The organism is Paraburkholderia sp. SARCC-3016 (assembly GCF_031119615.1).
Lineage (GTDB): Bacteria > Pseudomonadota > Gammaproteobacteria > Burkholderiales > Burkholderiaceae > Paraburkholderia.
In genome coordinates this window covers 85,804-112,726 of the sequence record NZ_JAVHZD010000024.1, presented here as the reverse complement: position 1 = coordinate 112,726, position 26,923 = coordinate 85,804, and the positions used below count along the sequence as shown (strand labels likewise).

At 63.9% G+C, this 26,923-nt stretch carries 25 protein-coding genes; 17 read left to right on the top strand and 8 right to left on the bottom strand.

Going from position 1 to position 26,923, the window contains the following annotated elements; translation table 11 throughout:
• Position 1 precedes the first annotated feature (1 nt).
• Positions 2–892, bottom strand: coding sequence for an ABC transporter ATP-binding protein (locus QYH69_RS23570; protein ID WP_308834151.1), 891 nt, complete (start codon positions 890–892; stop codon positions 2–4).
• The gene (locus QYH69_RS23565; RefSeq protein WP_308834150.1) at positions 889–2,025 is read right to left on the bottom strand and encodes an ABC transporter permease; all 1,137 of its coding nucleotides are present in this window, start codon (positions 2,023–2,025) and stop codon (positions 889–891) included. The genes QYH69_RS23570 and QYH69_RS23565 overlap by 4 nt, the downstream gene beginning before the upstream one ends.
• A 309-nt stretch (positions 2,026–2,334) precedes the next feature.
• Between QYH69_RS23565 and QYH69_RS23560 the strand changes: the two genes are divergently transcribed.
• The 3 genes from QYH69_RS23560 to QYH69_RS23550 all read left to right on the top strand — a co-directional run bounded on the left by QYH69_RS23560 (position 2,335) and on the right by QYH69_RS23550 (position 4,461).
• Positions 2,335–3,240: a biotin--[acetyl-CoA-carboxylase] ligase gene (locus QYH69_RS23560; protein WP_308834149.1), complete on the top strand. Its 906-nt coding sequence runs from the start codon at positions 2,335–2,337 to the stop codon at positions 3,238–3,240.
• Complete coding sequence (locus QYH69_RS23555) at positions 3,237–4,124, top strand: type III pantothenate kinase (protein ID WP_308834148.1); 888 nt, start codon at positions 3,237–3,239, stop codon at positions 4,122–4,124. The genes QYH69_RS23560 and QYH69_RS23555 overlap by 4 nt, the downstream gene beginning before the upstream one ends.
• 97 nt (positions 4,125–4,221) lie before the next feature.
• The gene (locus QYH69_RS23550; RefSeq protein WP_308834147.1) at positions 4,222–4,461 is read left to right on the top strand and encodes a hypothetical protein; all 240 of its coding nucleotides are present in this window, start codon (positions 4,222–4,224) and stop codon (positions 4,459–4,461) included.
• An 11-nt stretch (positions 4,462–4,472) separates the two neighbouring features.
• On the opposite strand, the gene rfaE2 is transcribed toward QYH69_RS23550, so the two are convergent.
• The 5 genes from rfaE2 to QYH69_RS23525 form a co-directional block, all read right to left on the bottom strand.
• A complete protein-coding gene (gene rfaE2, locus QYH69_RS23545) occupies positions 4,473–4,958 on the bottom strand; it encodes a D-glycero-beta-D-manno-heptose 1-phosphate adenylyltransferase (protein WP_308834146.1) in 486 nt (161 codons plus the stop codon).
• Positions 4,959–5,088: 130 nt separating this feature from the next.
• Complete coding sequence (locus QYH69_RS23540; protein ID WP_308834145.1) at positions 5,089–5,967, bottom strand: ferritin-like domain-containing protein; 879 nt, start codon at positions 5,965–5,967, stop codon at positions 5,089–5,091.
• Positions 5,968–6,502: 535 nt separating this feature from the next.
• Complete coding sequence (locus QYH69_RS23535) at positions 6,503–7,375, bottom strand: PhaM family polyhydroxyalkanoate granule multifunctional regulatory protein (RefSeq protein ID WP_308834144.1); 873 nt, start codon at positions 7,373–7,375, stop codon at positions 6,503–6,505.
• A gap of 328 nt (positions 7,376–7,703) precedes the next feature.
• On the bottom strand, positions 7,704–8,546 hold the full coding sequence (locus QYH69_RS23530) for an enoyl-CoA hydratase/isomerase family protein (protein ID WP_308834143.1): 843 nt from the start codon (positions 8,544–8,546) through the stop codon (positions 7,704–7,706).
• Between the two features lie 75 nt (positions 8,547–8,621).
• Entirely contained in the window at positions 8,622–9,614 is a 993-nt protein-coding gene (locus QYH69_RS23525; protein WP_308834142.1) for a fumarylacetoacetate hydrolase family protein, read from the bottom strand.
• 265 nt (positions 9,615–9,879) lie between these two features.
• On the opposite strand from QYH69_RS23525, the gene QYH69_RS23520 reads away from it, so the two are divergent.
• The 7 genes from QYH69_RS23520 to QYH69_RS23490 all read left to right on the top strand — a co-directional run bounded on the left by QYH69_RS23520 (position 9,880) and on the right by QYH69_RS23490 (position 17,866).
• A complete protein-coding gene (locus QYH69_RS23520; protein ID WP_308834141.1) occupies positions 9,880–10,737 on the top strand; it encodes an IclR family transcriptional regulator in 858 nt (285 codons plus the stop codon).
• 106 nt (positions 10,738–10,843) lie between these two features.
• A complete protein-coding gene (locus tag QYH69_RS23515) occupies positions 10,844–12,187 on the top strand; it encodes a DUF3108 domain-containing protein (protein ID WP_308834140.1) in 1,344 nt (447 codons plus the stop codon).
• Between the two features lie 48 nt (positions 12,188–12,235).
• Positions 12,236–13,024 carry an alpha/beta fold hydrolase gene (locus tag QYH69_RS23510; RefSeq protein WP_308834139.1) on the top strand — a complete coding sequence of 263 codons (789 nt, stop codon included), beginning with the start codon at positions 12,236–12,238 and terminating at the stop codon, positions 13,022–13,024.
• Positions 13,025–13,142: 118 nt separating this feature from the next.
• On the top strand, positions 13,143–13,400 hold the full coding sequence (locus QYH69_RS23505; RefSeq protein WP_075155627.1) for a DUF3567 domain-containing protein: 258 nt from the start codon (positions 13,143–13,145) through the stop codon (positions 13,398–13,400).
• 243 nt (positions 13,401–13,643) lie between these two features.
• On the top strand, positions 13,644–14,720 hold the full coding sequence (locus QYH69_RS23500) for a homocysteine S-methyltransferase family protein (RefSeq protein WP_308834138.1): 1,077 nt from the start codon (positions 13,644–13,646) through the stop codon (positions 14,718–14,720).
• 71 nt (positions 14,721–14,791) lie between these two features.
• Entirely contained in the window at positions 14,792–17,509 is a 2,718-nt protein-coding gene (metH, locus tag QYH69_RS23495) for a methionine synthase (RefSeq protein ID WP_308834137.1), read from the top strand.
• A gap of 153 nt (positions 17,510–17,662) precedes the next feature.
• Positions 17,663–17,866: an acid-shock protein gene (locus tag QYH69_RS23490; protein ID WP_308834136.1), complete on the top strand. Its 204-nt coding sequence runs from the start codon at positions 17,663–17,665 to the stop codon at positions 17,864–17,866.
• Positions 17,867–17,927: 61 nt separating this feature from the next.
• Here QYH69_RS23490 and QYH69_RS23485 read toward each other — a convergent pair whose 3' ends face one another.
• Positions 17,928–18,254 carry a DUF1840 domain-containing protein gene (locus QYH69_RS23485; protein ID WP_075155624.1) on the bottom strand — a complete coding sequence of 109 codons (327 nt, stop codon included), beginning with the start codon at positions 18,252–18,254 and terminating at the stop codon, positions 17,928–17,930.
• Positions 18,255–18,540: 286 nt separating this feature from the next.
• On the opposite strand from QYH69_RS23485, the gene argS reads away from it, so the two are divergent.
• From argS to QYH69_RS23450, 7 genes are all read left to right on the top strand, one after another.
• Positions 18,541–20,325 (top strand): arginine--tRNA ligase, encoded by a 1,785-nt coding sequence (argS, locus tag QYH69_RS23480; protein ID WP_308834135.1) that lies wholly within the window; start codon positions 18,541–18,543, stop codon positions 20,323–20,325.
• A 140-nt stretch (positions 20,326–20,465) separates the two neighbouring features.
• A complete protein-coding gene (locus tag QYH69_RS23475; RefSeq protein ID WP_308834134.1) occupies positions 20,466–21,254 on the top strand; it encodes an SPOR domain-containing protein in 789 nt (262 codons plus the stop codon).
• A 218-nt stretch (positions 21,255–21,472) separates the two neighbouring features.
• Complete coding sequence (locus tag QYH69_RS23470) at positions 21,473–22,111, top strand: thiol:disulfide interchange protein DsbA/DsbL (protein WP_308834133.1); 639 nt, start codon at positions 21,473–21,475, stop codon at positions 22,109–22,111.
• Positions 22,112–22,142: 31 nt separating this feature from the next.
• Entirely contained in the window at positions 22,143–22,916 is a 774-nt protein-coding gene (locus QYH69_RS23465) for an SDR family oxidoreductase (protein WP_308834132.1), read from the top strand.
• 186 nt (positions 22,917–23,102) lie between these two features.
• Positions 23,103–23,930, top strand: coding sequence for a helical backbone metal receptor (locus QYH69_RS23460; protein WP_308834131.1), 828 nt, complete (start codon positions 23,103–23,105; stop codon positions 23,928–23,930).
• Between the two features lie 183 nt (positions 23,931–24,113).
• Positions 24,114–25,724: an ABC transporter substrate-binding protein gene (locus QYH69_RS23455; protein ID WP_308834174.1), complete on the top strand. Its 1,611-nt coding sequence runs from the start codon at positions 24,114–24,116 to the stop codon at positions 25,722–25,724.
• A gap of 237 nt (positions 25,725–25,961) precedes the next feature.
• Entirely contained in the window at positions 25,962–26,909 is a 948-nt protein-coding gene (locus QYH69_RS23450; protein ID WP_308834130.1) for a hypothetical protein, read from the top strand.
• Positions 26,910–26,923 lie beyond the last annotated feature (14 nt).

Here is a 26,923-nt window from a genome sequence, read left to right as displayed (position 1 = left end):
CTTACATCGCGGTTTTGAGCGCGATCGCATCGCACGCGGGTTCGAGCGCCGTCGCCGGCAGCTTCGCGCGGCGCTCGGGCGACAACCCCTGCAGCGCGAGCCGCCCGCGCAGGCCGAGAAAATACTCGCGGATGAACGGATGATCGACGCCCGCCACTTCCTCGACCGGCGCCGCGACGAGCACCTTGCGGTCGGCCAGCACCGCGACGCGCGACGATAGCGCCACCATCGTGTCGAGATCGTGCGTCACCATCACGACGGTGAGGCCGAGCGCGCGATGCAGCGCGCCGATCAGCTCGACGAATTCATCGGATGCCTGCGGATCGAGTCCCGCGGTCGGTTCGTCGAGAAACAGCAGCTCCGGCTCGAGCGCGATCGCGCGCGCAATGCCGACGCGCTTGATCATGCCGCCCGACAGCGCGGCCGGCATCTTCGATGCGTTCTTGCACGGCAGGCCGACCATTTCGAGCTTCAGCATGACGATGTCGCGCAGCAGTTCTTCGGGCACCTTGCCGAGTTCGCGCAACGGCTGCGCGATATTGTCGAACACCGACAGCGACGAAAAGAGCGCGCCCTGCTGGAACAGCATGCCCATCCGGCTGCGCATCAGGCGCGCTTCCTCGGGATCGATCTTCGACGTGTCCTCGCCGAACACCTTGATCGTGCCCGAGGTCGGCCGCTCGAGCCCGAGAATCTGCCGCATCAGCGTGGTCTTGCCGGACCCCGAGCCGCCGACGATCGACACGATTTCGCCGCGCCGCGCGTCGAAGTTCAGATGGTCGTGCACGATATTGCGGCCGTAGCGCTTCGTCAGGTTGCGCACCTCGATGACGGTTTCGGCGATCTCGGGCAGCGGCTGGTCACGTACGGCATGGGTAAGCGGCGCAATCATGAGAGCCCCAGGTTCTGAAAGAGAATCGCGAACACGGCATCCGCGAGAATCACGACCGTGATGGAGGTGACGACCGAAGTCGTCGTGCCTTCGCCGAGGCTTTGCGAATTCGCCTTGATGCGAAAGCCGAAATGGCAGCCGACCAGCGCGATCAGCACGCCGAACGCGGCCCCCTTGCCGAGGCCGATCCACAGGTTCGCGACCGGCACGACGGACGGCAGCGAGCGCGCGAAGTACGACAGGTCGATCTGCAGCACGAGCTTCGCGGCCAGCGCGCCGCCGAACAGCGCGACGATATTCGTCCACATCACGAGCAGCGGCATCGCCACCGCAAGCGCGATCACGCGCGGCAGGATCAGACGCAGGCCATGCGGAATGCCCATCACGCGCATCGCGTCGAGTTCCTCGGTCACGCGCATCACGCCGATCTGCGCGGTGATCGACGAACCCGAGCGCCCCGCGACGAGAATCGCCGCGAGCACCGGCCCCAGCTCGCGAATCACGCCGAGACCGAGGATATTGACGATGAACTGGTTCGCGCCGAACAGACGCAACTGCTGCGCGGACAGATAGCTGAGCACGATGCCGATCAGAAAGGCAACGAGCGCAGTGATCGGCAGCGCCCTTGCGCCCGCATAGTAGACATTCGCGGAAATTTCCTTCCACGGCATGATCTTCGGGTTGCGCGCGATCGACAGAAGGTCGAGCACCACGCGCCCGAACATCGCGATGCCGCCCTGCAGATGTTCGACGAACGAGAAGAGGCCGAGACCGAGCCGCGTGAACGGGTCATAGCGTTGCACGTGCTCCGGATTCTCGCGCTCGCGATCGAGCAGCGCGATGCGGTCGAAGATGTCGCGCTGCGTCGCATTGAGCGCGACGAGATCGGCGGGCAGACGGTAGCCCCAGATGCGCCACAGCGCCTGGCCGCCGACGTGATCGAGCCGGTCGATGCGCGACAGGTCCCATTGCGCGACCTTCTCGGTGCCGATCAGCTCGCGCAGGCGCGGCAGCGCGCGCTCCTGCGAGCGGTCGCGCGCGAGGGCGAGCGCGGTCCACTGGCCAGACAGCCGGACGATCTTGCCCTGTCTGCCTGCCGCGACTTCGAGGCCGGGCGGAGTGTCGTAGTTCAAGGCGCTGGAAGGTCGTTATCGGATTAACGGGCATTGTATCGAACGAGCCGCCCGCGAGCCTTGCTGGCTTGTCAGGCCCAACGCGGCGGAGGTTCTGTACGCTGCGGAAATATTCGCGCAAAGGCCGCGGCAAAGCGGCGGACGGCCCGGCCGCCGCGGCCGGGCACGCGCCTCCATGCGGTACCTCGGCGGTGTCCATGCCCAGTCGGCACGGCAATCGGACGGACCGTGTCTTTCAGCGCCTTTCCGCCGCGCTGGCGGCGCGCGGATGACGCATTCCGACCGGTGCGAGTGGCTACAATACGCGGCATGACTACACCCACCTCCAGCGACGCCGCACCAGCCGACGACTGGCGCATCGACCGCAAGCGCGCGATCACGTTATTCGGCCCGGCCGCGCACGACTGGCCGATCGAAATCGTCGAAGAGACCGGCTCCACCAACGCCGACCTGATGGCGCATGTGAAAACCCTGCCACGTAGAGCCGATGCGCTCGAGCGGCCGATCGTCCGCGTCGCGTATCTGCAGACGGCCGGCCGTGGCCGGCGCGGCCGGCCGTGGTATGCCGAGCCCGGCAACGCGCTGCTGTTTTCGGTCGCGTGCGTGCTGCCGCGTCCGCTCGAAGGGCTCGCGGGTCTGAGCCTCGCGGTCGGCGTTGCGCTCGTCGACGGGCTGCGGTCGCTGCCGGTCGCCGGGCCGGGCCAGATCGCGCTGAAGTGGCCGAACGACGTACTGCTCGAGGGCGACAAGCTGGCCGGCATTCTGATCGAGACCGCGTGGAGCACCGACGACGCCAGTGCGGTCGTGATCGGCATCGGCACCAACGTGAAAGGCGCCGACGAACTCGCCGCGAAGGTCGGCGAACTCAACGCGAACGTGCCGCCCGAAGCGCGCGGCGCGACACCGACCGCGCTGTCGCGCGCGTTGCCGAACGCGAATCTCACCGATACGCTCGCGGCCGAACTGAACGCGCTCGAGCCCGCGCTCAAGCGTTTCGCGGCGGAAGGCTTTGCGCCGTTCCAGCCGCGCTGGAACGCCTGTCACGCGTATGCGGGCCGGCAGGTGCTGCTGTTCGAACAGGGCGTCGAATCCGCGCGCGGGGTCGCGTCGGGTGTGGACGAGCGCGGACAGTTGCTGCTCGACACGCCTGCAGGCCGCACCGCGATCGCGACCGGCGACGTGACGCTGCGCCTCGCCGAGCGGGGTGCAGTGTGAGCGGCGCGCCGTTTCTGCTGATCGACGCGGGCAATAGCCGTGTCAAATGGGCGCTCGTCGATGGAAACGGCGCACAGACGGCGAGCGGCGCGTTCGCGCATGCGGGTCTGCTCGTGAAGGGCGTGGGCGATCCGCTCGTCGCCGGGCACGAACCCGACTGGAGCGTATTGCCGATGCCACGCGGTGCGTGGGTATCGAACGTCGCGGGCATCGCGGTCGCGCGGCGCATCGATACCTTGCTCGATGCAACCTGGCCCGGCCTGCCGCGCACGACGATCCGCGCTACGTCAGAGCAATGCGGCGTGCGCAACGGCTACTCGACGCCGGAGTCGCTCGGCAGCGACCGCTGGGCCGGAATGATCGGCGCGCGTGCGGCCTTCCCGGACGAGCACCTGCTGATCGCGACCTTCGGCACGGCGACGACGCTCGAAGCATTGCGCAAGGACGGCACGTTCACGGGCGGGCTCATTGCGCCGGGCTGGTTGCTGATGATGCGCGCGCTCGGCGAGCACACGGCGCAATTGCCGACGCTCGGCACGCCGGGCGTGCAAGCCGCACTCGCGGGCGACCATCCGGCACTTGACGCATCCGCCGCAGTACCGGAGCCGCCCGCGCTATGCTTCGCCACCAACACGCGCGACGCGATCGCAGCCGGCTGCGTGCTCGCGCAGGCCGCGTTGATCGAACGCATGTGGCGCGAGCTGCAGGATGAATGGCAGACGCCGGTACGGCTCGTGGTCGGCGGCGGCGCGGCCGCAGAAGTGGAAGGCTCGCTGCAGGTGCCGCATACGCGGCATGATTCGCTCGTGCTCGCGGGGCTCGCGCTGATCGCCGCCGATGACGCCGGCGCGGCTCGTACGCCGGCGACCCGCACGCCGCAGTGACGCACACGACATGACGCAACTGCCGTTCGCGAATCAGAAAGAATAGGAACAAGCTGCCAATAACGATGACCGACACCACACGACGGAGAGTCCAACCATGCTGCGCTGGCTGATCGCCTTGCTCGTCATTGCCAATTTGCTGGCGTTCGCCGCGGTACGCGGTCTGTTCGGCCCCACGCCGGCGGCCGGGGTACGCGAGCCGTTTCATCTGAACCGGCAAATTCATCCGGAAGGGTTGCGTGTGCAACCGATGTCGGCCACCGACGCCGCGGACCAGGCCGTCGTCGGCGGCCCCGCGCCGGTCGCGCCGATCGCGGCGTCGGCACTGGCGCAGTAGCGGTGCGTCGACTACTTCTGGTGCGCGCGGACCTTCTTTAGCAGCGCCGTCGTCGAGCGATCGTGCTCGAACGGAATCGCCAGCGCGCGTCCGCCCCAACTCCGCACGAGCGCCGATTCGGGCAAAGCGTCCATATCGTAGTCGCCGCCCTTCACGAGTATGTCCGGACGCAAGGCTTCGATCAGCTCGATCGGCGTGCGCTCGTCGAACTGCACAACCCAGTCGACGCACTCGAGCGCAGCAAGCAGCGCCATGCGGTCGTCTTCGCGATTGATCGGACGGTCGTCGCCCTTGCCGAGCATGCGCACCGATGCATCGCTGTTCACGCCGACGATCAGATTCGCGCCAAGCGCCTTCGCATCCGCGAGATACGTGACATGGCCGCGGTGCAGGATGTCGAATACGCCATTGGTGAAGACCACCGGTCCTTGCAGCGTGGGACGGATTCGCGCGAGCGCGTCGCGCGTAACGAGTTTGCGTTCGAAAGAAGCGGCCATGGCGAAAGAGGAAGTAGCGTGGATTGCCGCAACGATACACGTGTCGGCGAACATGCAACACGGCCCGACGGGCTTGCGCCTGCCGGGCCGTCGATGATCTTTCTGGAAAATGCGCGGAAAGATCAGCGCATTAGGCGGGCTGCTGAGCCGAACCCTGATCGCTCCCGCCCTGCAGGCGCAAGGTGACTTCCTTGCGATAGCGGTTCAGTTCCTGTGCCGTATTGAACGTGCGCTCGAACAGGATCGACAGGTTGTGCAGGATCCGTTCGACGACCTTCTTCTCCCAGCCGTCGTCGAAGCGGATCTGTTCGTCGAGCCAGCGCTCGAGCCACTCGGGATCGGGCAGGCGCGACTGGATCGTATCGCGCGGGAACAGCGCCTGATTCACGTGCAGGTTCGTGGGGTGAAGCGGCTTTTCGGTGCGGCGCGCCGACGCCATGAGCACGCCGATCTTCGCGAACGCCGCACGCGCGACGTCGCCGAAATTGCCCATGGCCTTCTTCATGTAACGCAAGTACGCGCCGCCATGACGGGCTTCGTCACGCGAGATGGTTTCGTAGATGTGCTTGATGACCGGTTCGGTATGCCATTCGGCCGCGCGGCGGTACCAGTGATTCAGACGGATTTCGCCGCAGAAATGCAGCATCAGCGTTTCGAGGGGCGGCGCGGGATCGAATTCGAAGCGCACCGCATGCAGCTCTTCTTCGGTGGGGACCAGGTCGGGTTTAAAGCGGCGCAGATATTCCATCAATACCAGCGAGTGCTTTTGCTCTTCAAAGAACCACACGCTCATGAAGGCTGAGAAATCGCTGTCGTGATGATTGTCGCGCAGGAACATTTCGGTGGCGGGCAGCGCGGACCATTCCGTGATCGCGTTCATCTTGATCGTTGCGGCCTGCTCGTCGGTGAGCAGCGACGCATCGAATTTGTCCCAGGGAATGTCTTTTTCCATGTCCCATCGGACGGATTCGAGCGATCTATACAGTTCCGGATAAAGCATGGTGTTCATAGTCCCACCCCTGTTCTGCGCAAAGCGACGTCTGTTTGTGTCTGTCTAACTACTTATTGCTACTTTTGCTGCTGACGAACGGAATCCGCGCTTTCGCCAGCGCAGCATTCAATTTTACGCGGTAATCGGTCGCCCAGAAGAATCTGTGGCAAAGAAGTACCAGCGGCGTTTTTAAGCGCTTGCGAAATGTGGATTTCACAAACGCGGCCAACCGTGGGTGAGGGAGACCCTGTGCCTGAGGTCAAGCCAGCATGCGGCGCAACGCCGCAGTGAGCCCTCGCACCGGGAGGCCGGCGCGCTGCAAGCCGCTGTATTTGAGGTTTTCGACGCGGGCTCGCGGGCTGAAAAACATCTCGAATAATAGCATGCGCACCTTCAATGGCCGCGCCCGAAAAGGCCCGGCGGCCCGCCGGATGCGGCAATCGTTGATCTGGAACAAGGGGCGCGAGGGCGAACGGGCCGGCCGACTCCGGAACGGTGCGTTTCGGACACCCTCGCGCCGCGGCCCATCGCCGTCTCTGCGTTCGATCGTGGCCTATTCGGGTTGATTCGGGGTCTTGCGCGAGGCGACGGCGCCCGTTCCCTTCCCCTCTTTGGCCGTTTTGCCCGCCGGTGCACGCCTCGCAGCCGGGCGTTTCGCATCGGGCTGCCGGACGCGTGCCCCCGTGGCGCCTGCTTCGGCGCCGGCGCCATGTTCCGGGCGGCCGTGACTGGCGCGGTCCGCACCGGCAGCGGCGTCCGCACCCGCCTCGCGGTCGCCGCTCTCGTTACCCTCACCGGCGGCCGCACCTGCCGCCATGCCCGGTTGCGCCATCGCAAACTGCGCGATCTGGTTGAACTGCGATTGCAGCAGGTTCCACCATCCCGATGCGTCGAACCCGGGCGGCGGTACGCTCTCGCCAGACGCCTGTCCGGCTTCCTGCGCCGATTGCCCGGTTGCGGCGGCTTCATCTTCGCGCCAACCCGCGCGCGAGCCGGCCGCCGCGCGCTCCTCTTCGGCACGCTCCCGTGTCGACGTTTCGCGCGGCGGCGCGTCCGCGACCGGCTGCGTCATAGACTGCTGCGCGAACGCGCCGAAGGCACGCAGCGTCGCCAGCGTCGCGCGCTGCACCTCGAGCGCCTGAATCGCCGATTGCAGCATGTTCAGGTTCAGCTTCAACCATTGCTCGACCGCGCGCATGTCGGTGATGCGCTTGTCGAGTTCCTCGACGTTCGTGAGCGGCGCCATCATGTCGGACATCATCGACAGCGAGGGCACGAATCCTTGCGCCGCGCCCGGCTGCGTGCCCGGAAACGCCGCACCGAACGGCGTGAGGCGCATCATCCCCCACATCCGGTCGAGCATTTCGGCGGGCGGGAAGCCGGGAAATCCGGGAAACGGCGGCGTGGAGCCGGGGGTGTCGGTCATGCTGATCTCCTCGCAGCGTAACGGGCGCTATGAAAACGAAGCGCGGGAAAAATCAAACGCGGTCAAACGCGGTCAAACTGAGTCAACCTCGTGAACCTCGGGTAAATGTCCATCCTGATGTGCGGCTCCAGCCCGGGAGCCGCGACGGAGACGGCGGCTGCAGCGAAGAAGGCCCGTCGGATCATACCTCCGCGTCGGCGCTGGACGTAGTACTGCGAAAGTATGCGTCGAACGTCCCGGAGTAAAGCTAAAGGCGTCGAAGATTCGCGCGGCGACATAAGCGGCCAGCAAATACCGCTCCCCACCGCGGCGTGCTGAGCGCATCGGCTCACGTCTCGCTGCCCGGAAAATCGGGAGCACGGCGCTCGCGCAGCGATGTCACGCCCTCGTGCACATCAGGCCCGGCAAATCCCATGAATTCGAGCGCAAGCGACGTATCGAACGTCGGCCCGGCCGAGCGCAGCCAATTGTTCAATGCGTACTTGGTCCAGCGAATCGCCGTTTGCGAGCCCTTCGACAGCCTTTGCGCGATTTCGAACGCCTTCGGCAGCAGATCGCGTTCATCGACCGCGAGCGACACGAGCCCGATGCGCTCCGCCTCCTCGCCGCTCACCGGCTCGCACAGCAACAGGTAGTACTTGGCCTTTGCCATTCCGCACAGAAGCGGCCAGACGATCGCCGCGTGATCGCCGGCCGCGACGCCGAGGCGCGTGTGGCCGTCGATAATGCGCGCGGACTTCGCCGCGATCGAAATATCGGCGAGCAGCCCGGCCACGAGCCCCGCGCCGACCGCCGGTCCGTGCATGGCCGACACGATCGGCTTGCCGCAGTTGATGACGTTGTAGACGAGATCGCGCGCCTCGCGCCACACGCGCGTGCGCACCGCGAAATCGCCGGCCATCTGCTCGACGAGTTCGAGATCGCCGCCCGCCGAAAAGCCCTTGCCGTCGCCGCGAATCAAGGCGACCCGCGCATCGGGATCGCGGTCGACGTCGCGCCAGATTTCGGCCAGTTCGCGATGCATCAGCGCATTCGCGGTCGCGAGCTTGCTGCGGTTCGCGCCCTCGCCGCTCATCACGATTTCGACGATGCCGTGCGGATGCCGCTGCACGCGCAGCGACTCATAGCGCTCGTAAAACCCGGGATGACTGACACGCGATCCGTTCGACATGGCTATGCCCCAGTGATACCGCCAGTTGTACCGGCATTACACGCTACACACCACCCGCCCGCGCCGCGCGTCCGATCAATGTGCCGGATCGAACGGTGCGACTGACTGCTCGATCGCACCGAAGATCGATTTGCCCGCTTCGTCGAACATGTCGATCTTCACCGTATCGCCGTACTTCATGAATCCGGTTTGCGCCGCGCCGTGTTCGATCATCTCGAGGCAGCGCTTCTCGGCGATACAGCAATAACCGCGCTTCGCATCCTTGTTCGACACCGTGCCCGAGCCGACGATCGTTCCCGCGCGCAGATTGCGCGTCTTCGCCGCGTGAGCGATCAGTTGCCCGAAGTGAAACACCATATCGACACCCGCGTCGGGTTGTCCGACCTTCTTGCCGTTCCAATGCACGATCATCGGGCGATGCACGCGGCCTTCGCGCCAATGCTCGCCGAGTTCGTCGGGCGTCACGGCGACCGGTGCGAACGACGTGGCCGGTTTGCTCTGGAAAAAACCAAAGCCTTTCGCGAGTTCCGCCGGAATCAGATTGCGCAGCGACACATCGTTGACGAGCGTGACAAGACGCACGCTCTTCAATGCCTGCTCGGGTTTGACGCCCATCGGCACATCGCCGGTCACCACCGCCACTTCAGCCTCGAAGTCGATGCCGAATTCCTCCGACGCGCAGACGATGTCGTCTCTGGGCCCGATGAAGTCGTCGCTGCCGCCCTGATACATCAGCGGATCGGTCCAGAACTCGGGCGGCATCTCGGCGCCGCGTGCGCGGCGCACGAGTTCGACGTGGTTCACATACGACGACGCATCGGCCCACTGAAACGCGCGCGGCAGCGGCGCCATGCAGTCGTTCGCATCGAACGCGAATGCATGGCGGGCGCGGCCCTGGTTCAGCGCGTCGTACAGGTCGCGCAGTTGCGGCGCGTAGAAAGGCCAGTCGTCGAGCGCGCGTTGCAGCGTCGCGACGATCCCGTCGGCGACCGCGGCGGTTTGCAGGTCGCGGGACACGACGATCAGCTGACCGTCGCGCGTGCCGTCCTTCAGCGTGGCAAGTTTCATAGGCAATAAAGCATGTGGATGACGGTAGGAGGAATGTATTCTACGATGGTGAATCGGCGCCGCCCACTTGCATCGTCATCGCGTGCACCGCGTTGACGTTGCCGCGGACGTCGCGTCGATGGTGCGTCGATGGTGCGTCGACGTCGCGTCGACGTCGCATTGACGTCATGACAACGCGCGGCCCTCCACTTTTCGAATTGCGCATATCGCCATGTCACCCGCAGCCCGCCGATCCGATCACGCCTCGGACCACTCCAATATTCCAATGGACGACTCAAACGACCTGCACGATTCAGGCGTCGACGACGACACCGGCGACGCGCATGAACGCGGCGAAGAAAAGCTGCGCTCGGGCATTCAATCGATCGAAGTCGGCTTTCGTCTGCTCGAGGTGCTGACGCACGAGCCGCGCGCGATGATGCTGCGCGATCTCGCGCAGCGCGCGGGCATGAGTCCGGCGAAAGCGCATCGCTATCTCGTCAGTTTCTTGCGACTTGGCGTGGTCGCGCAAGATCCGCTGTCGGGGCGATACGAACTGGGCGGCTTTGCGCTGCAACTGGGTCTCGCGCGTCTGGCAAGAGTCGACGGCGTGAAACTCGCGCGCATCGCGCTTGCAGCGCTGCGCGACCGGCTCGATATGACCGTGGGTATCGCGGTATGGGGCAATCAGGGGCCGACCGTCGTGCACTGGATGGAATCGAGTTACCCGGCGAAGGCGTCGCTGAAGCTCGGCGACGTGATGCCGCTGCTCGGTTCGGCGACGGGTCTGTTGTTCGCCGCGTATCTGCCGCGCAGCAAGACGGCCGCGATGATCGAACGCGAACTTGCGGAGACGCGCCGCTCGTCACAGACTGGCGGCCCGCGCGACATCGGCGAGGTCGAGCAGTTGCTCGAAGACGTACGCACGCATGGCGCGGCACGCGTGGAAGGAATGCTGCTGCCGACCATTCACGCGTTTTGCGTGCCCGTCTTCGATTCGACCGGCGATCTTGCGCTCGGACTTATCGCGCTCGGTCATGAGGGCGCGTTCGATATCCGCTGGGACGGGGAAGTCGACGCAGCATTACGCGAATGCGCGCAAAAGCTGTCGTATGAACTCGGGTACAGTTCGACGCCGCGTTGATTGCATGCGCGGAACGCGAGCGGGAGCCGTGCGGTCGAACCTTGAACGACGAATGCTGTCCCTCGCCTGAATCATTCATTTTTGCCGGCAGAATCTCACCGTTTCGATGTCGTCTCCGTCCGTCGCACGCCGCTCCGGTCGCCCACCGCGCGCTCATTCGCCACGCTCGCTTCGTTGGCGCTGGATTGCCGTGCTCGTCGTCGTCGCAATTGCGCATTGGATCGCCGCGCAGTGGTTCGAGCGGCATCGCGACACTTTCAAGCCAGCGGATCAGCAGCATGTACCCGTGCAGGTTGCGCTGCTGAAACCCGAACGTATCGAACAGCAGCCGGCCGGCGCACCCACGCCGCCCGCCACGCCGGCCGCGCGGCAGAAACTGCCCGAGCAGGCCCCGCAGCCGCACGCGCTGACCGCGATTCGACCCGAGCGGAAACCGAAAAAGCAGCCTGCACCGCGAGCGCCGGTCACGCAGAGCACGATGGCCGAAAAGGCTCAGCCGAAGCCCGACGAAGCGACGAGCGAGACTGCCAGCCCAGTTGCAGACGCTGCGGCGAGCACGGCAGCGAGCACGGCAGCGAGCGCAGCGGCAGGCACAGCAGCAAGCGCGGCGGCCGCATCCGGCCCGCAAGCAGGTTCGCCGGCACAAGCGGCCAGTGCGGCAAACGGCACGGACAGCGGCAGCGGCAACGCCGCGCATGCGACACCAGGCGTCAAGTTTTCCGTCCCGCCGTCGGGCGATCTCGAATACGACACGTTCTACAACGGCGTACGCAACCAGCCGGGCACGATCCATTGGGAAAGCGACGGGCACACCTATCGGCTCGTCATCTCCGTGCCGCTACCGTTCGTCGGCACGTACAGCTACGAAAGCCATGGCCGGGTCGACGCGTTCGGTCTCGCGCCGGACCAGTACATCGAAACGCACGGACGGCGCGGCCAGGACGTGACCGTGTTCAATCGCGAAACCCGGCAGATCGCGTTCACGCGCACGCCGAAGACGCTCGCGTTGCAGGACGGCGCGCAGGACCGTTTCAGCATGATCATGCAGCTCGCGAGCCTCGTGCGCGGCGCGCCCGACGCGTACCAGCCCGGCGTCACGCGCGAGTTCTATGTGACCGATAACGATAGCGGCGAAATATGGCCGATCGAAACGATCGGCGACGAAACCGTGCGCACGCAACAAGGCTTTGTCGAGGCACGGCACTTCACGCGCCTGCCGCGCCGCGCGGGCGATCGACGCCGCATCGACGTGTGGCTTGCCCCGTCGCTCGGCTGGTTACCCGTGCGTTTCGTACAGACCGAGCCCAACGGCACGCAGGTCGAATTGCTGTGGCATGGGGAGACCGCTGCACCGAACGAGGGCGCGACGAATGCGAACGATCAGAACCCGGGCCCGCAACCTGCAACGCCATCGGCTGCGGACCCGAATACCAACTACGAGAGACCATAGACACCCGGGCGCATCGGTCACCGCATCACCCTTACATAAGGAGCAGGCATGCAAGTGAACGTCAACGGCATCGAGACACGCTATGTGCTGAGCAATGAGGGCGGCGGCCCGTGGCTCACCTTCATTCATCAGCTGGGCGGCGATCTGTCGATCTGGGATCAGCTTGCCGGCTATTTCCGCAACGACTACACGGTATTGCGTTACGACATCCGCGGACACGGCGAATCTTCCGCGCCCACGACTCCGTTCACCATTGCCGACCTGTCGAACGACCTTGCCGCGCTGCTCGATAAGCTGGGCGCAAAAAGCACACATGTGGTCGGTATGTCGCTGGGCGGCGCGATCGCTCAGCAGTTCGCGATCGATCACGCATCGCGCGTCGATACGTTGACGCTGGCCGATACATTCGCCTTTACCGCGCCCGAATCGCGCAGCATCTGGGATCAGCGCATCGAAACGGCCCGGCGCGACGGCGTCGCGGCGCTTGCGCCTGCATCGCTCGAACGTTGGCTTACGTCGGACTTTCAGCGCGCTCATCCCGAAGTGGTCGAACAGATTCGCGACGTCTATATCCACACGTCCATAGAGGGCTTCGCGCTCGCGAGCGCGGCGCTGCGCGAATTCGACGTGCGCGATAGACTGGTGCAAATACAGACGCCCACGCTCACCGTAGCGGGGCGTCATGACACGGGCACGCCTCCTGCTGCTACACAGGTCATAGCCGATGCTATCCAGGGGGCGCGATTCGAGGTACTGGACGCCGCTCATCTCGCGCCCATCGAGCAATCACAGCGTTTTGCGGCGTTGCTCGAAACGTTTTTGCGGTCGCGAGTCTAACAACAAGGTCCGGAGAAATTACAAGCGTCACACCGGACCCACCCCTTGAATTCCACGCCAAACGCTCCAAGTACGGCGCAGGACTGGCCAGGAGCCAACGGAAATAAGGAGTGTCGCCATGCAAATGATCTACAACAGCCCCAACTACTGTGTCGTCGAATTCCCACCACAGGACGGCCATCTCGCGATGAAGTCGGGCGGTTATGAAATTGTCGACAAGAACACTCAGCGTGAGATTTACATCGATGGAGCAATGGCGGCAAGCTTCCGCGAGCATGTGCAAAAGCTGATCGAAGAAGAACCGTCGCTCGATGAAGTCGACGAGTTCCTCGGCCAGTTCGACAGCTTGATGCACCAGCCGGTCGTGTTGCACTAAGGTCCGCTGCGGCGACACGCCAGGCAACTCCAGGCACTTCACGAACCCCGTCCGGCATGCCGGACGGGGTTTTTCATTGCTGACGCCGGCACTCGATACCGATCGTCGTTTCCGGCACATTGCGCGCGCCAATGGAAACGCTTCGCGCGTCGCCGGGCGGCCACGCCGCACGCGGGCTACAATGTTGAGTTTCCTGAAAAAAAGCGGTTGAGACCGCTGAATGCCCTTGAGGGCCCTTCCGCCATGAACAAGCCTGCCCTTCCCGTTACTTCGTCTGCTTCGAACAGCGATGCCGCGTATACACGCGGCACGGCGCTGCCTTCATTGCTCAAGTCGCGCATCCTGATTCTCGACGGCGCGATGGGGACGATGATCCAGCGTTACAAGCTCGGTGAAGCGCAGTATCGCGGCGAGCGCTTCAAGGACTTCGCACGCGATATCAAAGGCAACAATGAATTGCTGTCGATCACACAACCGCAGGTGATCAGCGAGATCCATGAACAGTACCTGGCCGCGGGCGCCGATATCGTCGAAACGAACACGTTCGGCGCAACGACGGTCGCGCAGGCCGACTACGGCATGGAAGATCTCGTCGAAGAAATGAATATGGCGTCGGCAAAGCTCGCACGCGCCGCGTGCGACAAGTATTCGACGCCGCAGAAGCCGCGCTTTGTCGCCGGCGCGATCGGACCGACACCGAAGACGGCGAGCATTTCGCCCGACGTCAACGATCCGGCCGCGCGCAACGTGACCTTCGACGAACTGCGCGCCGCGTACTACCAGCAGGCGAAGGCGCTGCTCGACGGCGGCGCCGACCTGTTCCTCGTCGAAACGATCTTCGACACGCTCAATGCGAAGGCCGCGCTGTTTGCGCTCGACGAACTGTTCGAAAACACGGGCGAGCGGCTGCCGATCATGATTTCGGGCACCGTCACCGACGCCTCGGGCCGCATTCTGTCGGGCCAGACGGTCGAAGCGTTCTGGAATTCGCTGCGCCATGCGAAGCCGCTCACGTTCGGCCTGAACTGCGCGCTCGGCGCAGCGTTGATGCGCCCATACATCGCCGAACTGTCGAAGCTCTGCGATACGTATGTGTCGTGCTACCCGAACGCGGGCCTGCCGAATCCGATGAGCGACACGGGCTTCGACGAGCTGCCCGCGGATACGTCCGGGCTCCTGAAGGAATTCGCCGAAGCGGGCCTCGTGAATATCGCGGGCGGCTGCTGCGGCACGACGCCCGAGCATATCGCCGCGATCGCCAGGGCGCTCAGCGAAGTCAAGCCGCGCAAGTGGCCGACGCAGTACCGCGACGCGGCCTGAACCGAGCGAGCCAACCGCATCGCCCCGAACCTTCTTCGCCTACGACGCCAACTCACGCACTCCTGCAAGCCATGACCGACCATACGCTGCGCCTTTCGGGCCTCGAACCGTTCAACGTCACGTCCGGAACGCTTTTCATCAATGTCGGCGAACGTACCAACGTAACGGGCTCGAAGGCCTTCGCCCGGATGATTCTCAACGGGCAGTTCGACGAAGCGCTCGCGGTCGCGCGCCAGCAGGTCGAGAACGGCGCGCAGGTCATCGACATCAACATGGACGAGGCGATGCTCGATTCGAAGGCGGCGATGGTGCGCTTCATGAATCTGATCGCGTCGGAACCTGACATCGCGCGCGTGCCGATCATGATCGACTCGTCGAAGTGGGAAGTCATCGAAGCGGGCCTGAAGTGCGTGCAGGGCAAAGCGATCGTCAACTCGATTTCGCTGAAGGAAGGCAAGGAAGCGTTCGTTCATCATGCAAGGCTGATCCGGCGTTACGGCGCCGCGGCCGTCGTCATGGCATTCGACGAAAAAGGCCAGGCCGACACGTTCGAGCGCAAGACCGAAATCTGCAAGCGTTCGTATGACGTGCTCGTCAACGAAGTCGGCTTTCCGCCCGAAGACATCATCTTCGACCCGAACATCTTTGCCGTCGCGACCGGCATCGAAGAACACAACAACTACGCGGTCGATTTCATCAATGCGACGCGCTGGATCAAGCAGAACCTGCCCTATGCGAAGGTGAGCGGCGGCGTGTCGAACGTGTCGTTCTCATTCCGCGGCAACGACCCGGTGCGCGAAGCGATTCACACGGTGTTCCTCTATCACGCGATTCAGGCCGGGATGGATATGGGCATCGTCAACGCGGGGCAGCTCGGCGTCTATGCGGACCTCGACGCCGAGTTGCGCGAGCGCGTCGAAGACGTCGTGCTGAACCGCCGCGACGATGCGACCGACCGGCTGCTCGAGATCGCCGACAAGTTCAAGACCGGCGCCGCGAAGAAGGAAGAAAACCTCGAGTGGCGCAATCAGCCAGTCGAAAAGCGCCTTGCGCACGCGCTCGTGCACGGCATCACGAATTTCATCGTCGACGATACCGAAGAGGCACGCGCGCAGATCGCCGCGAACGGCGGCCGGCCGATCAACGTGATCGAAGGGCCGCTGATGGACGGCATGAATATCGTCGGCGACCTGTTCGGTCAGGGCAAGATGTTCCTGCCGCAGGTCGTGAAGTCGGCGCGCGTGATGAAGCAGGCTGTCGCGCACCTGATTCCGTTCATCGAGGAAGAAAAGAAGCAGCTGGCCGCGGCCGGCGGCGACGTGCGCGCGAAAGGCAAGATCGTCATCGCCACCGTGAAGGGCGACGTGCACGACATCGGCAAGAACATCGTGTCGGTCGTGCTCCAGTGCAACAACTTCGAAGTGGTCAACATGGGCGTGATGGTCCCGTGCAACGACATTCTCGCGAAGGCGAAAGTGGAAGGCGCGGACATCGTCGGGCTGTCCGGGCTCATTACGCCGAGCCTCGAAGAGATGGCCTACGTCGCGTCGGAGATGCAGCGCGACGACTACTTCCGCATCAGGAAGATTCCGCTGCTGATCGGCGGCGCGACGACCTCGCGCGTGCATACGGCCGTCAAGATTGCGCCGAACTACGAAGGACCGGTCGTCTATGTGCCCGATGCCTCGCGTTCCGTGTCGGTTGCATCGAGCCTGCTGTCCGATGAAGGCGCCGCGAAGTATCTCGACGAACTGAAGTCCGATTACGACCGCATCCGTCAACAGCACGCGAACCGGAAAGCGCAGCCGATGGTCACGCTCGCCCAGGCGCGCGCGAACAGAACGAAGATCGACTGGAGCGCGTACCATCCGGTCAAACCGAAGTTCATCGGACGCCGCGTGTTCAGGAATTACGATCTGAACGAACTCGCGAACTACATCGACTGGACGCCGTTCTTCCAGACCTGGGATCTGGCCGGGAAGTACCCGGCCATTCTGAACGACGAGATCGTCGGCGAATCGGCGCGGCGCGTGTTTTCGGACGCGAAATCGATGCTCGCGCGGCTCATACAGGGCCGCTGGCTGACTGCGAACGGCGTGATCGCGCTGCTGCCGGCCAACACCGTCAACGACGACGACATCGAAATCTACACCGACGAATCGCGCAGCGAAATCGCGCTCACGTGGCGCAATCTGCGCCAGCAGAGCGAGCGTCCCGTGGTCGACGGCGTGATGCGGCCGAACCGGTCGCTCGCGGACTTCATCGCGCCGAAAGACTCGGGCGTGGCCGACTATATCGGCCTGTTCGCGGTCACGGCGGGGCTTGGCGTCGACGTGAAGGAAAAGCAGTTCGAAAAGGACCACGACGACTACAGCGCGATCATGCTGAAGGCGCTGGCGGACCGCTTCGCCGAAGCGTTCGCCGAAGCGATGCATGCGCGCGTGCGGCGCGACCTGTGGGGTTACGCGTCGGCCGAATCGCTGTCGAACGACGAGATGATCGACGAGAAATACCGCGGCATTCGTCCCGCGCCCGGCTACCCCGCGTGCCCCGACCATCTGGTCAAGCGCGACATGTTCGAGGTGCTGCAGGCCGGCGAGATCGGCATGAGCGTGACCGAGTCGCTCGCGATGCTGCCTGCCGCGAGCGTATCGGGCTTCTATCTCGCGCACCCGGACAGCACGTACTTCTCGGTCGGCAAGATCGGCGAAGATCAGCTGGACGACTACGCACGGCGTATGGCGCTCTCGAAGGCCGATGCGCAGCGCGCACTGGCGCCTCTGCTTTGACTCGCACTCGCGCGTCCACTATATCGGCGCGCAAACACCGAATATTTCCGGCGATCGGGTTTTCGGCTTTGTAAACTGCGGCTGCTTGATGACGCCGAACGCGTCGGCAACAACGCGCGGCATTTTACTGGCAACCGTCCCGGAGAAAATCGTATGAAGAAGCTGTCGCTGATGTGGATGGCCGTTTCGCTTGCCGCCGCTGCTGCGCCGGCGTTTGCACAAGGCGGGGCGAGTTCGGCGAGCTCGTATTCGCCGCCGACGCAACAGCATGTGAAAAAGCCGAAACACAAGGCGAAGCAAGGGGCATCCGCGCCGACTGCCGCGCCGCAATATGCTGCAAGGCGGGCTTTTCTATGACACAAGCAACGCTGCGAACGCAGCACACGGCGCATTCGCGATGCGCCGCAACCGGCGCGGCTCAGATCCCCCAGACGATATCCGCGTTCTCTTTCTGCGCCGCGCGCAGCATGTCGAGAAACGGATAAGCGCGTTGCGCGAGTCCGATCGGGATTTCGTGCGGGTCGTGCCCTTCTTCGCCTTCATGGAAGTGGCCGTCATGTTCGGCACGCTCCTTTTTGTCGGTGACGATGGCCGCTTCGAGCTTCGTAATCGCGTCGCCGAGTTCGTCATGCGTGATGACGCCGCGTTGACCGAGCTGCTTGCCGACGATGCCGACGAGATATTGGGCCAGATTCTCCAACATCATCACGTCCGGCGCGGCACGACACTTGAAAGTAATCAGCATGACTGTTCCCTTTTCGTTTTGTTGATCTCTCCCTCGGCGGCGACTGGCAAAGCGGCGCTGCGCGGCGCACCTGCCGGTACTTGCGCAGGCTATTGCGCGATGCCACGAGGCGCTTCTCGTACGCTATAACAGCCGCGCCGGCGCGCCTCGTCCCGACCGGGCACCTAATTGGACATATTAGCACCTGCTAAAATCCGTCCTGATGGAATGAGCGCGCCGTGGTGCGCGTACACGCATCCAACGCAATCTCGTCTGACCCGACTGCCTCACTGGACACGCAACAAGCATGCTGCCTGCACATAAACATATTCTCGAAACCCTGCTCGCCGACACCGTGAAGCAGATCGCAACGGCCAGCGAAGGCGCCGCCGAGGCCGCATTCGTCACGCCGACGATCACCCTCGAACGCCCGAAGGTCGCCGCGCACGGCGACATCGCATGCAACGTCGCGATGCAGCTGGCCAAGCCGCTGCGCGCCAATCCGCGCCAGCTTGCGCAGCAGATCGTCGATGCGGTGCTCGCGCATCCGCAGGCATCAGGCCTCGTCGATAGCGCCGAAGTCGCGGGGCCTGGCTTCATCAATCTGCGTATCGCGGCCGCCGCGAAGCAAGCTGTCGTACGCGAGGTGTTCGCGCAGAACGAAGCGTTCGGCCGTTCGCAGCGCGAAGCAGGAAAGCGCGTGCTCGTCGAATTTGTGTCCGCGAACCCGACCGGGCCGCTGCACGTCGGCCACGGCCGCCAGGCGGCGCTCGGCGACGCGCTGTCGAGCCTGCTCGAGTCGCAGGGCTGGAACGTGCATCGCGAGTTCTACTACAACGATGCAGGCGTGCAGATCCAGACGCTCGCCATCTCGACGCAGGCGCGCGCGCGCGGCCTGAAACCCGGCGACGCGGGCTGGCCGGAGAATTCATACGCCGGCGAATACATCGCCGATATCGCACGCGACTACCTGAACGGCGAGACCGTTTCGGCACGCGACGGCGAGCCGGTCACAGGCGCGGGCGACATCGAAAATCTCGACGCGATCCGCCGCTTCGCGGTCGCGTATCTGCGCCACGAACAGGACATGGACCTGCAGGCGTTCGGCGTCGAGTTCGATCAGTATTACCTCGAATCGTCGCTGTACAAGGAAGGCCGCGTCGCGCAGACGGTCGAGGCGCTCGTGGCGGCCGGCAAGACCTTCGAGGAAGACGGCGCGCTGTGGCTGCGCACCACCGACGACGGCGACGACAAAGACCGCGTGATGCGCAAGAAAGACGGCACGTACACGTACTTCGTGCCCGATGTCGCCTACCACGTCACGAAGTGGCAGCGCGGCTTCACGAAGGTAATCAACGTCCAGGGCTCGGATCACCACGGCACCGTCGCGCGCGTGCGCGCCGGCCTGCAGGGTCTCGGCATCGGCATTCCGAAGGGCTACCCCGACTACGTGCTGCACAAGATGGTCACGGTGATGCGCGACGGCCAGGAAGTGAAGATTTCGAAGCGCGCGGGCAGCTACGTGACGGTGCGCGACCTGATCGAATGGTCGGGCGGCGCGACGCCTGGCCAGGAAGCCGCACCGGATCTGATCGACGAAGAGACGATTCGCCGCGGCCGCGATGCGGTGCGCTTCTTCCTGATCTCGCGCAAGGCCGACACGCAGTTCGTGTTCGACATCGATCTCGCGCTCAAGCAGAACGACGAAAACCCCGTCTACTACGTGCAGTACGCGCACGCGCGAATCTGCTCGGTGCTCGGCGAATGGAAGTCGCGCTTTGTCGCCGACGAAGCGCTGCTGCCGTCGGCCGATCTCGCGCCGCTCTCGAGCGAACGCGCGATGGCCCTGTTGCAGAAGCTCGCCGAGTTCCCCGACCTGCTCACGCAAGCAGCAGACGAACTCGCGCCGCACGCGGTCGCGTTCTATCTGCGCGACCTCGCGGGTGAATTTCACTCGTTCTACAATGCCGAGCGCGTTCTGGTCGACGACGAAGCAGTGCGCAACGCGCGCATTGCGCTGCTCGCAGCCACGCGCCAGGTGCTGGCAAACGGGCTTGCGATCATCGGCGTGTCGGCCCCCTCGAAGATGTAAATTCGACTCGCCCGCGCAAGCCGCTTATGCGACCATAACGCGCGCCCATAACGCGCGACCGTTGCCACGCGGCGGCGCGGCGGCACAGACAGCCGGCATCGCCGCGGTCGCTATAATCGACGGTCATTCAAGTTTTCCTTTTGCAGGTGATTCAGACAATGGCAAAGCCACGCCGCACAACGAAGCAGTCGAAGCAATCCGGGGGAACGTTTCTCGGCATCGTGCTGGGCCTGATCGTCGGTCTGGCGATCGCGGTGGTGGTCGCGCTGTACATCACGCGCGCGCCGACGCCGTTCGTCGCGAAAGTGGCGCCGCCTGCCGCATCCGATGCCGGCGCAAGCCAGCCGCAATACGATCCGAACCGGGCGCTGCAGGGCAAGAGCCCAGGCCAGCCGGTGCCGCAAGCGGCCCAGCCCGCGCCGCCGAACACGGCGCCTGGCCAGACCAACAATCAGACGCAATCGTCGGGCATCCTCGAAGAACCGCAGATCGTCGAAGTGCCGCCCGCGGCGGGCGGCGCTTCGGCGGCCGCACCGGGCGTGGCCGGCAGCAACCCGTCGGCGGCCGCGGTTGCGGGCGCAAAGAAGCCTGCGAGCAGCGCGCCGAACGCCACACCGGGCGCCACGGTTGCGAATGTCCCGCCGCCGGCCAAGCCCGGCACATCGGCGCCGCCGTCCGCGGCCGACGCGAACACCGGCTATCTGCTGCAGGTCGGCGCGTACAAGACCGCCGCGGACGCCGAACAGCAGCGCGCACGGCTTGCGTTCCAGGGTTTCGAATCGAAGGTGACGCAGCGCGATGCGGGCGGTATCACGTACTATCGCGTACGGATCGGGCCGTTCGCCAAGTTCGAAGACATGAACAGCACGCGTCAGCGCCTCTCCGACGCGGGCATCGACACTGCCGTGATCCGCTTTACGAAGCAGTAACCCGCCGTAACCGCTGTAACCCGCTTTATCGCTTATTGCGTGCGCGCCGCTCGAATCAGGCCAACCCGGCCAACCCGGCCTGAACGGCTTGAACCTTCGGCGCGCACGCGTAGTCTCATCACGGCGAAAGCCTGCCGTCCGTCTCAGCGCTCACGGTGACAGGCCCCTGACGCCTCCGTTCAACCGTCACCGCTACTTCCCGATTGGGATCACAAGACATGAAAAAGCTGCTTAGCCTTCTTTGCCTCTCGTTCGGTCTCATCGCTGGCGCGGCAAGCGCCAGCCCCACCGCGCCGGTCTCCGGCAAGGACTACACGGTGTTGTCGTCGCCGCAGCCGGTCGAAGTGCCGGCCGGCAAGATCGAAGTGATCGAGTTCATGTGGTACGGCTGCCCGCACTGCAACGAGTTCGACCCGTACCTCGAAGACTGGATCAAGAAGCAGGGCCCCGACGTCGTATTCAAGCGCGTGCCGGTCGCCTTCCGCGACGACTTCATCCCGCATTCGAAGATGTACCACGCCGTCGACGCGCTCGGCCTCGCGCAGGAATTGACGCCGAAGATCTTCCACGAAATCCACGTCAACAAGGACTACCTGCTGACGCCGGAAGATCAGGCGAAATTCCTCGCGAAGAATGGCGTCGACCCGAAGAAGTATATGGACGCGTACAACTCGTTCTCGACGCAAACGGCGCTGCAGCGCGACAAGAAGCTGCTCGAAGACTACAAGATCGACGGCGTGCCGACGCTCGCGATTCAGGGCAAGTATGAAACGGGCCCGGCGCAAACCGACAGCCTGCCCGGCACGATCCAGGTGCTCGACTACCTCGTCGGCCAGGTTCGCGCGAAGAAGATGTAATCACCGGGGCGATCCTCGGAGGCGCCGGTATATGGGCTCACCACAAAAGGTCTTCATTACCGGCGCATCGAGCGGCATCGGCCTCGCGCTCGCAGCCGAATACGTGCGGCGCGGCGCGATTCTCGGCCTCGTCGCACGGCGCAAGGACGCGCTCGAGCGTTTCCGCGACGCCCATCCCGAGCACTCCATCCTGATCTATGCCGCCGACGTCCGCGATGCGGACGCGCTCGCGGCTGCCACGCAAGACTTTTTCGCGAAGCATGGCTGCCCCGATATCGTGATCGCGAATGCCGGCGTAAGCCGCGGCACGGTCACCGGTCTCGGCGATCTGCAGGCGTTTCGCGACGTGATGGATACCAACTATTACGGCATGGTCGCCACCTTCGAGCCGTTCGCGGCCGAAATGGCCGCTGCGCACAAAGGCACGCTCGTCGGTATCTCGAGCGTCGCGGGCGTACGTGGCCTGCCCGGTTCGGGCGCCTATAGCGCATCGAAAGCCGCGGCGCGCACGTATCTCGAAGCCCTGCGCGTCGAGATGCGGCCACGCGGCGTCTCGGTCGTGACGATCGCGCCCGGCTTCATTCGCACACCGATGACGGCACACAACCCGTACTCCATGCCGTTCCTGATGGATGTCGAGCGATTCGCGCGCGAAGCCGCCCATGCGATCGAACGGAAGAAGCGCTACGTCGTGCTGCCGTGGCAGATGCGCTTCGTCGCGATGATGTTGCATGCGTTGCCGCGCTGGCTTTACGATGCGGCGATGAAGAAGGCGCCGCACAAGCCGCGCTCCGGAGCCGGCTAGCGACGTCACGGCCGGAGGCCGCGGCAGCAGCAACGGCACCGACTGCGGCAATGACAGTCGCAACGCCGCCGCCAAAGCCGGCGGCGCGCGACAAGCGACAAGCGGCAAGCGGCAAGCGACACGCCACGAGCCACGAGCGATAAACGCGAGGCGCACCTCGCCCCCCCACCATCGACGGAACCGGCCATGAACGAGCAGACAGTCGATGCAGCCGGAATCGGACACACCCCGGCGGGCGACGATGCACGCATCGTCTCGCTGGTCCCGAGCATCACTGAACTGCTGTTCGCGCTCGGCCTCGATCGACAGATTGTCGGCCGCACCGGCTTTTGCGTGCATCCGCGAGAACGTGTGCGCGCGGTGCCCAAAGTGGGCGGCACGAAGTCCGTGCGCATCGATGCCGTGCGGGCGCTGAAGCCGACGCATGCGATCGTCAATATCGACGAAAACGAACGGACGACCGTCGATGCCTTGCGCGCGTTCGTCCCGCATATCATCGTCACGCATCCGCTCGCGCCCGAACATAATCTCGCGCTATTCGCGTTGCTCGGCACGATCTTCCGGCGCGAGGATGCGGCGCGCCGCCTTGGCCAGGCGTTGAACGAACAGCTCGATGCGATCGGAGCGCGCGACTGGCCGTCGCAACGTGTGCTGTATGCGATCTGGCGCGACCCATGGATGACCGTCGCGCGCGATACGTACATCTCCGCGGTGCTGCGTCTCGTGAACTGGCAGACGCTGCCGGCCGTCGATGGCGGCCCTGCGGGCGCCCGGCGTTATCCGGCCTTCGAGCTCGACGCGCCGTGGCTCGACGACGTCGACCGCATACTGCTGTCGACCGAACCTTACCGCTTCACGCAATCGCATTGCGACGCGCTCGCGCAAGCGCTCCAGGCGGCCGGCAAACCGACGGGCAAGCGCATCGAACTGATCGACGGCGAACAGGTGTCGTGGTACGGCTCGCGCGCAATCGAAGGCATCGGCTACCTGCAGCGCTATGCTTCAGGGCAGTAAAGCGCGCGCCATGCGACGATACCGGTGTGTCCAATACGCGCCGCTCAAAGCGTGGTTGTCGCCGCAACGACCGTTCGATAAGCTTGCGCGATTCGCGACGTTTTCGCCGTTCGCCGAACCACGTAATAAACCTGCAAGCCGCGTTACCTGATTACGACCGTTCCGGGAGATGTCATGCGTTTAATGCCGTCCGCTGCCTCTGCTGCCGCCGTCGCTGTTGCCGTATCCGCCACCGTGCTGCTCGCTTCGCCCACGCTCGCAGTCGCGAAGCCGCTGACCGTCTGCACCGAAGCGAGCCCCGACGGCTTCGACGTCGTCCAGTTCAATTCGCTCGTCACGACCAATGCCTCGGCCGACGTGATCTTCAACACGCTCGTCGGGTTTGACGAGGCGTCGAGGAAAGTCGTGCCGAGCCTTGCCGACAAATGGGAGATCAGCGCCGACGGACTCACGTACACGTTCCATCTGCGCCCGAACGTGCAATTCCAGACCACCAGCTACTTCAAGCCGACGCGGCCGCTCGACGCCGACGACGTCGTCTTCACATTCAGCCGCATGCTCGACGACAGCAACCCGTGGCACAAGGTCGTGGGTGCAAACGGCTTTCCGCACGCCCAATCGATGGGGCTGACGAAGCTCGTCAAGTCGATCACGAAGGTCGACAACCAGACCGTCAAAATCGAACTGAGCGAACCCGACGCCCCGTTTCTGTCGGTGCTGTCGATGGGCTTTTCCTCGATCTATTCGGCCGAGTACGCGGACCAGCTGCTCAAAGCCGGCAAGCCGACCGACCTGAACGCGAAGCCGATCGGCACCGGCCCGTTCATGCTGAAGAGCTATACGAAGGACGCGGTGATCCGCTACGACGTGAATCCGAATTACTGGGGGCCGAAGCCGAAGGTCGACCGCCTGATCTACGCGATTACGCCCGACGCGGCCGTGCGTGCGCAGAAGGTGAAGGCCGGCGAATGCCAGATCGCGCTGTCGCCGAAACCGGAGGATATTGCCGCGGCGAAAAAGGACAAGTCGCTGAAGGTCGTGCAGACGCCGGCGTTCATGACCGCCTTCGTCGCGCTGAACACCGAGAAGAAGCCGCTCGATAACCAGAAAGTACGCGCGGCGCTGAACATGGCGTTCGATCGCGCAACCTACCTGAAAGTGGTGTTCAACGACACCGCGATGCCCGCGGTCAATCCGTATCCGCCGAATACATGGAGCTACGACAAGGCCGTGAAGCCGTGGCCCTATGACATTGCGAAAGCAAAGAAACTGCTGGCCGACGCCGGCTATCCGAACGGCTTTTCGACGACGATCTGGGTACGCCCCACGGGCAGTTCGCTGAATCCAAACCCGAAGGCCGGCGCGGAACTGTTGCAGGCGGACTTTGCGAAGATCGGCGTGAAAGCCGACGTCCGGGTGATCGAATGGGGCGAACTGATTCGCGATGCGAAGCAGGGCCAGCACGACACGCTATTCATGGGCTGGGCCGGCGACAACGGCGACCCCGACGATTATCTGACGCCGCTTTTCAGCTGCAACGGCGTGAAGTCGGGCATTAACTTCTCGCGCTTCTGCGATCAGGACCTCGACAAGCTCATCGACCAGGGCAGGCGCACGTCCGATCAGTCGAAGCGTACGAAAGCGTATGAAGCGGCGCAGCAGATCATTCACGATGCCGCGTTATGGATTCCGCTCGGCTACCCCACTGCCACCGCAATTACGACGAGCAACGTAAGCGGCTATCAGGTGAGCGCGTTCGGGCGACAGAACCTTACGGCGGTGAATGTGCAGTAGCGCATCCGCTTCGCGCAGCGATAACGCAGGCCCGCTTGTAACACGCGGGCCTGTTTTTTTGCAGCGAATCTGTAAATGCGTGTGCGATCCCGTAGCACTACGTATGTAGTGCCCTTGTGCGTTGCTTCGACCCTAGACTCTGCATGCGGAATCGACGGTGCGCGCGCGTGCGCGCCGGCGCATCCTGCACATCATAAGTTCTTCATTCAACGCATTGTCCTGTTAGAGGATTCGCACATGCAAGCAACGATCGATATGCGTACGGTTCAGTCGTACAACAGCAACAACAACAACAACAACTTATGGAATGCGGCGAAGTCGGCAAACACGTCCCGCTCTTCGTTCGGTTCGTTCGGTTCGTTCGGTTCGTTCGGTTCGCCGTTCAATTCGCCCTTCAATTCGCCGTTCATTTCGCCGTTCGGCTCGTCAGGTTCATTCGGTGCGCACAATCGACCCGGTATCTATCCGCAGCAGATGCCCTTCGGTAACACGCAGCCATTCAGCCCGTACGGCACCGCGCAACGCAATACATCGATGACTCAGTACCAGCGCGAAATTTCCCGCACGCCGCAGGGCACGACGGTGAAAACGTCGTATACCTCGTTCCAGCAGTCCGGACCGAAGGGCTTCAACAACGTGCCGGACCACTACCATAACGACTTCCGCAAGGGCACGCGCCACGATAGCGACGATCGGAACAGGGTAGCGCCGGTCGTCTCGCAGAACGGCAACAAGCTCAACGTCGACATCGGCAATACGCATAGCGAACTCAGCAAAGACAAGGCTACGACCAAAATGAAGGTCGGCGGCAATGACGTCGAATTCACCGGCTGGGGCGATCCGCACGGCATTATCAAGGTCAACGGCAAGGAATCGAAGGCCGACTTCTCGAAGCCGCTGAGCCTCGACACGAAAGATATGCGCGTGACCATGGACCCGGAAACGAAGCAATCGAGCGGTAGCGCGCCGCCTCATATGAATCGCGTCATCTACGAACCCAAAGGGAGCCAGCAGGTCTTTGTGGGCGAACATCTGAGCCCGAGCGACAAGGCAAAGGTCTCGTTCCGCGAGGTCACCGACAATGGCGAAATCGCACAGATGAGAAACACCGCGAACACCGCGCAGAAGGCGGTACCTAAGGATGACAAGATCATCGACCAGAAGACGGGTCAACAGGTCGTATAAATCCGCATCGGCTA

Excerpts from the sequence above, each read along its gene's own strand:
- QYH69_RS23570 (WP_308834151.1), bottom strand. The coding sequence starts at position 892 with ATGATTGCGCCGCTTACCCATGCCGTACGTGACCAGCCGCTGCCCGAG.
- QYH69_RS23560 (WP_308834149.1), top strand. The coding sequence starts at position 2,335 with ATGACTACACCCACCTCCAGCGACGCCGCACCAGCCGACGACTGGCGC.
- QYH69_RS23550 (WP_308834147.1), top strand. The coding sequence starts at position 4,222 with ATGCTGCGCTGGCTGATCGCCTTGCTCGTCATTGCCAATTTGCTGGCG.
- rfaE2 (WP_308834146.1), bottom strand. The coding sequence starts at position 4,958 with ATGGCCGCTTCTTTCGAACGCAAACTCGTTACGCGCGACGCGCTCGCG.
- QYH69_RS23540 (WP_308834145.1), bottom strand. The coding sequence starts at position 5,967 with ATGAACACCATGCTTTATCCGGAACTGTATAGATCGCTCGAATCCGTC.
- QYH69_RS23535 (WP_308834144.1), bottom strand. The coding sequence starts at position 7,375 with ATGACCGACACCCCCGGCTCCACGCCGCCGTTTCCCGGATTTCCCGGC.
- QYH69_RS23530 (WP_308834143.1), bottom strand. The coding sequence starts at position 8,546 with ATGTCGAACGGATCGCGTGTCAGTCATCCCGGGTTTTACGAGCGCTAT.
- QYH69_RS23525 (WP_308834142.1), bottom strand. The coding sequence starts at position 9,614 with ATGAAACTTGCCACGCTGAAGGACGGCACGCGCGACGGTCAGCTGATC.
- QYH69_RS23520 (WP_308834141.1), top strand. The coding sequence starts at position 9,880 with ATGGACGACTCAAACGACCTGCACGATTCAGGCGTCGACGACGACACC.
- QYH69_RS23515 (WP_308834140.1), top strand. The coding sequence starts at position 10,844 with ATGTCGTCTCCGTCCGTCGCACGCCGCTCCGGTCGCCCACCGCGCGCT.
- QYH69_RS23510 (WP_308834139.1), top strand. The coding sequence starts at position 12,236 with ATGCAAGTGAACGTCAACGGCATCGAGACACGCTATGTGCTGAGCAAT.
- QYH69_RS23505 (WP_075155627.1), top strand. The coding sequence starts at position 13,143 with ATGCAAATGATCTACAACAGCCCCAACTACTGTGTCGTCGAATTCCCA.
- QYH69_RS23500 (WP_308834138.1), top strand. The coding sequence starts at position 13,644 with ATGAACAAGCCTGCCCTTCCCGTTACTTCGTCTGCTTCGAACAGCGAT.
- metH (WP_308834137.1), top strand. The coding sequence starts at position 14,792 with ATGACCGACCATACGCTGCGCCTTTCGGGCCTCGAACCGTTCAACGTC.
- QYH69_RS23490 (WP_308834136.1), top strand. The coding sequence starts at position 17,663 with ATGAAGAAGCTGTCGCTGATGTGGATGGCCGTTTCGCTTGCCGCCGCT.
- QYH69_RS23485 (WP_075155624.1), bottom strand. The coding sequence starts at position 18,254 with ATGCTGATTACTTTCAAGTGTCGTGCCGCGCCGGACGTGATGATGTTG.
- argS (WP_308834135.1), top strand. The coding sequence starts at position 18,541 with ATGCTGCCTGCACATAAACATATTCTCGAAACCCTGCTCGCCGACACC.
- QYH69_RS23470 (WP_308834133.1), top strand. The coding sequence starts at position 21,473 with ATGAAAAAGCTGCTTAGCCTTCTTTGCCTCTCGTTCGGTCTCATCGCT.
- QYH69_RS23465 (WP_308834132.1), top strand. The coding sequence starts at position 22,143 with ATGGGCTCACCACAAAAGGTCTTCATTACCGGCGCATCGAGCGGCATC.
- QYH69_RS23460 (WP_308834131.1), top strand. The coding sequence starts at position 23,103 with ATGAACGAGCAGACAGTCGATGCAGCCGGAATCGGACACACCCCGGCG.
- QYH69_RS23455 (WP_308834174.1), top strand. The coding sequence starts at position 24,114 with ATGCCGTCCGCTGCCTCTGCTGCCGCCGTCGCTGTTGCCGTATCCGCC.
- QYH69_RS23450 (WP_308834130.1), top strand. The coding sequence starts at position 25,962 with ATGCAAGCAACGATCGATATGCGTACGGTTCAGTCGTACAACAGCAAC.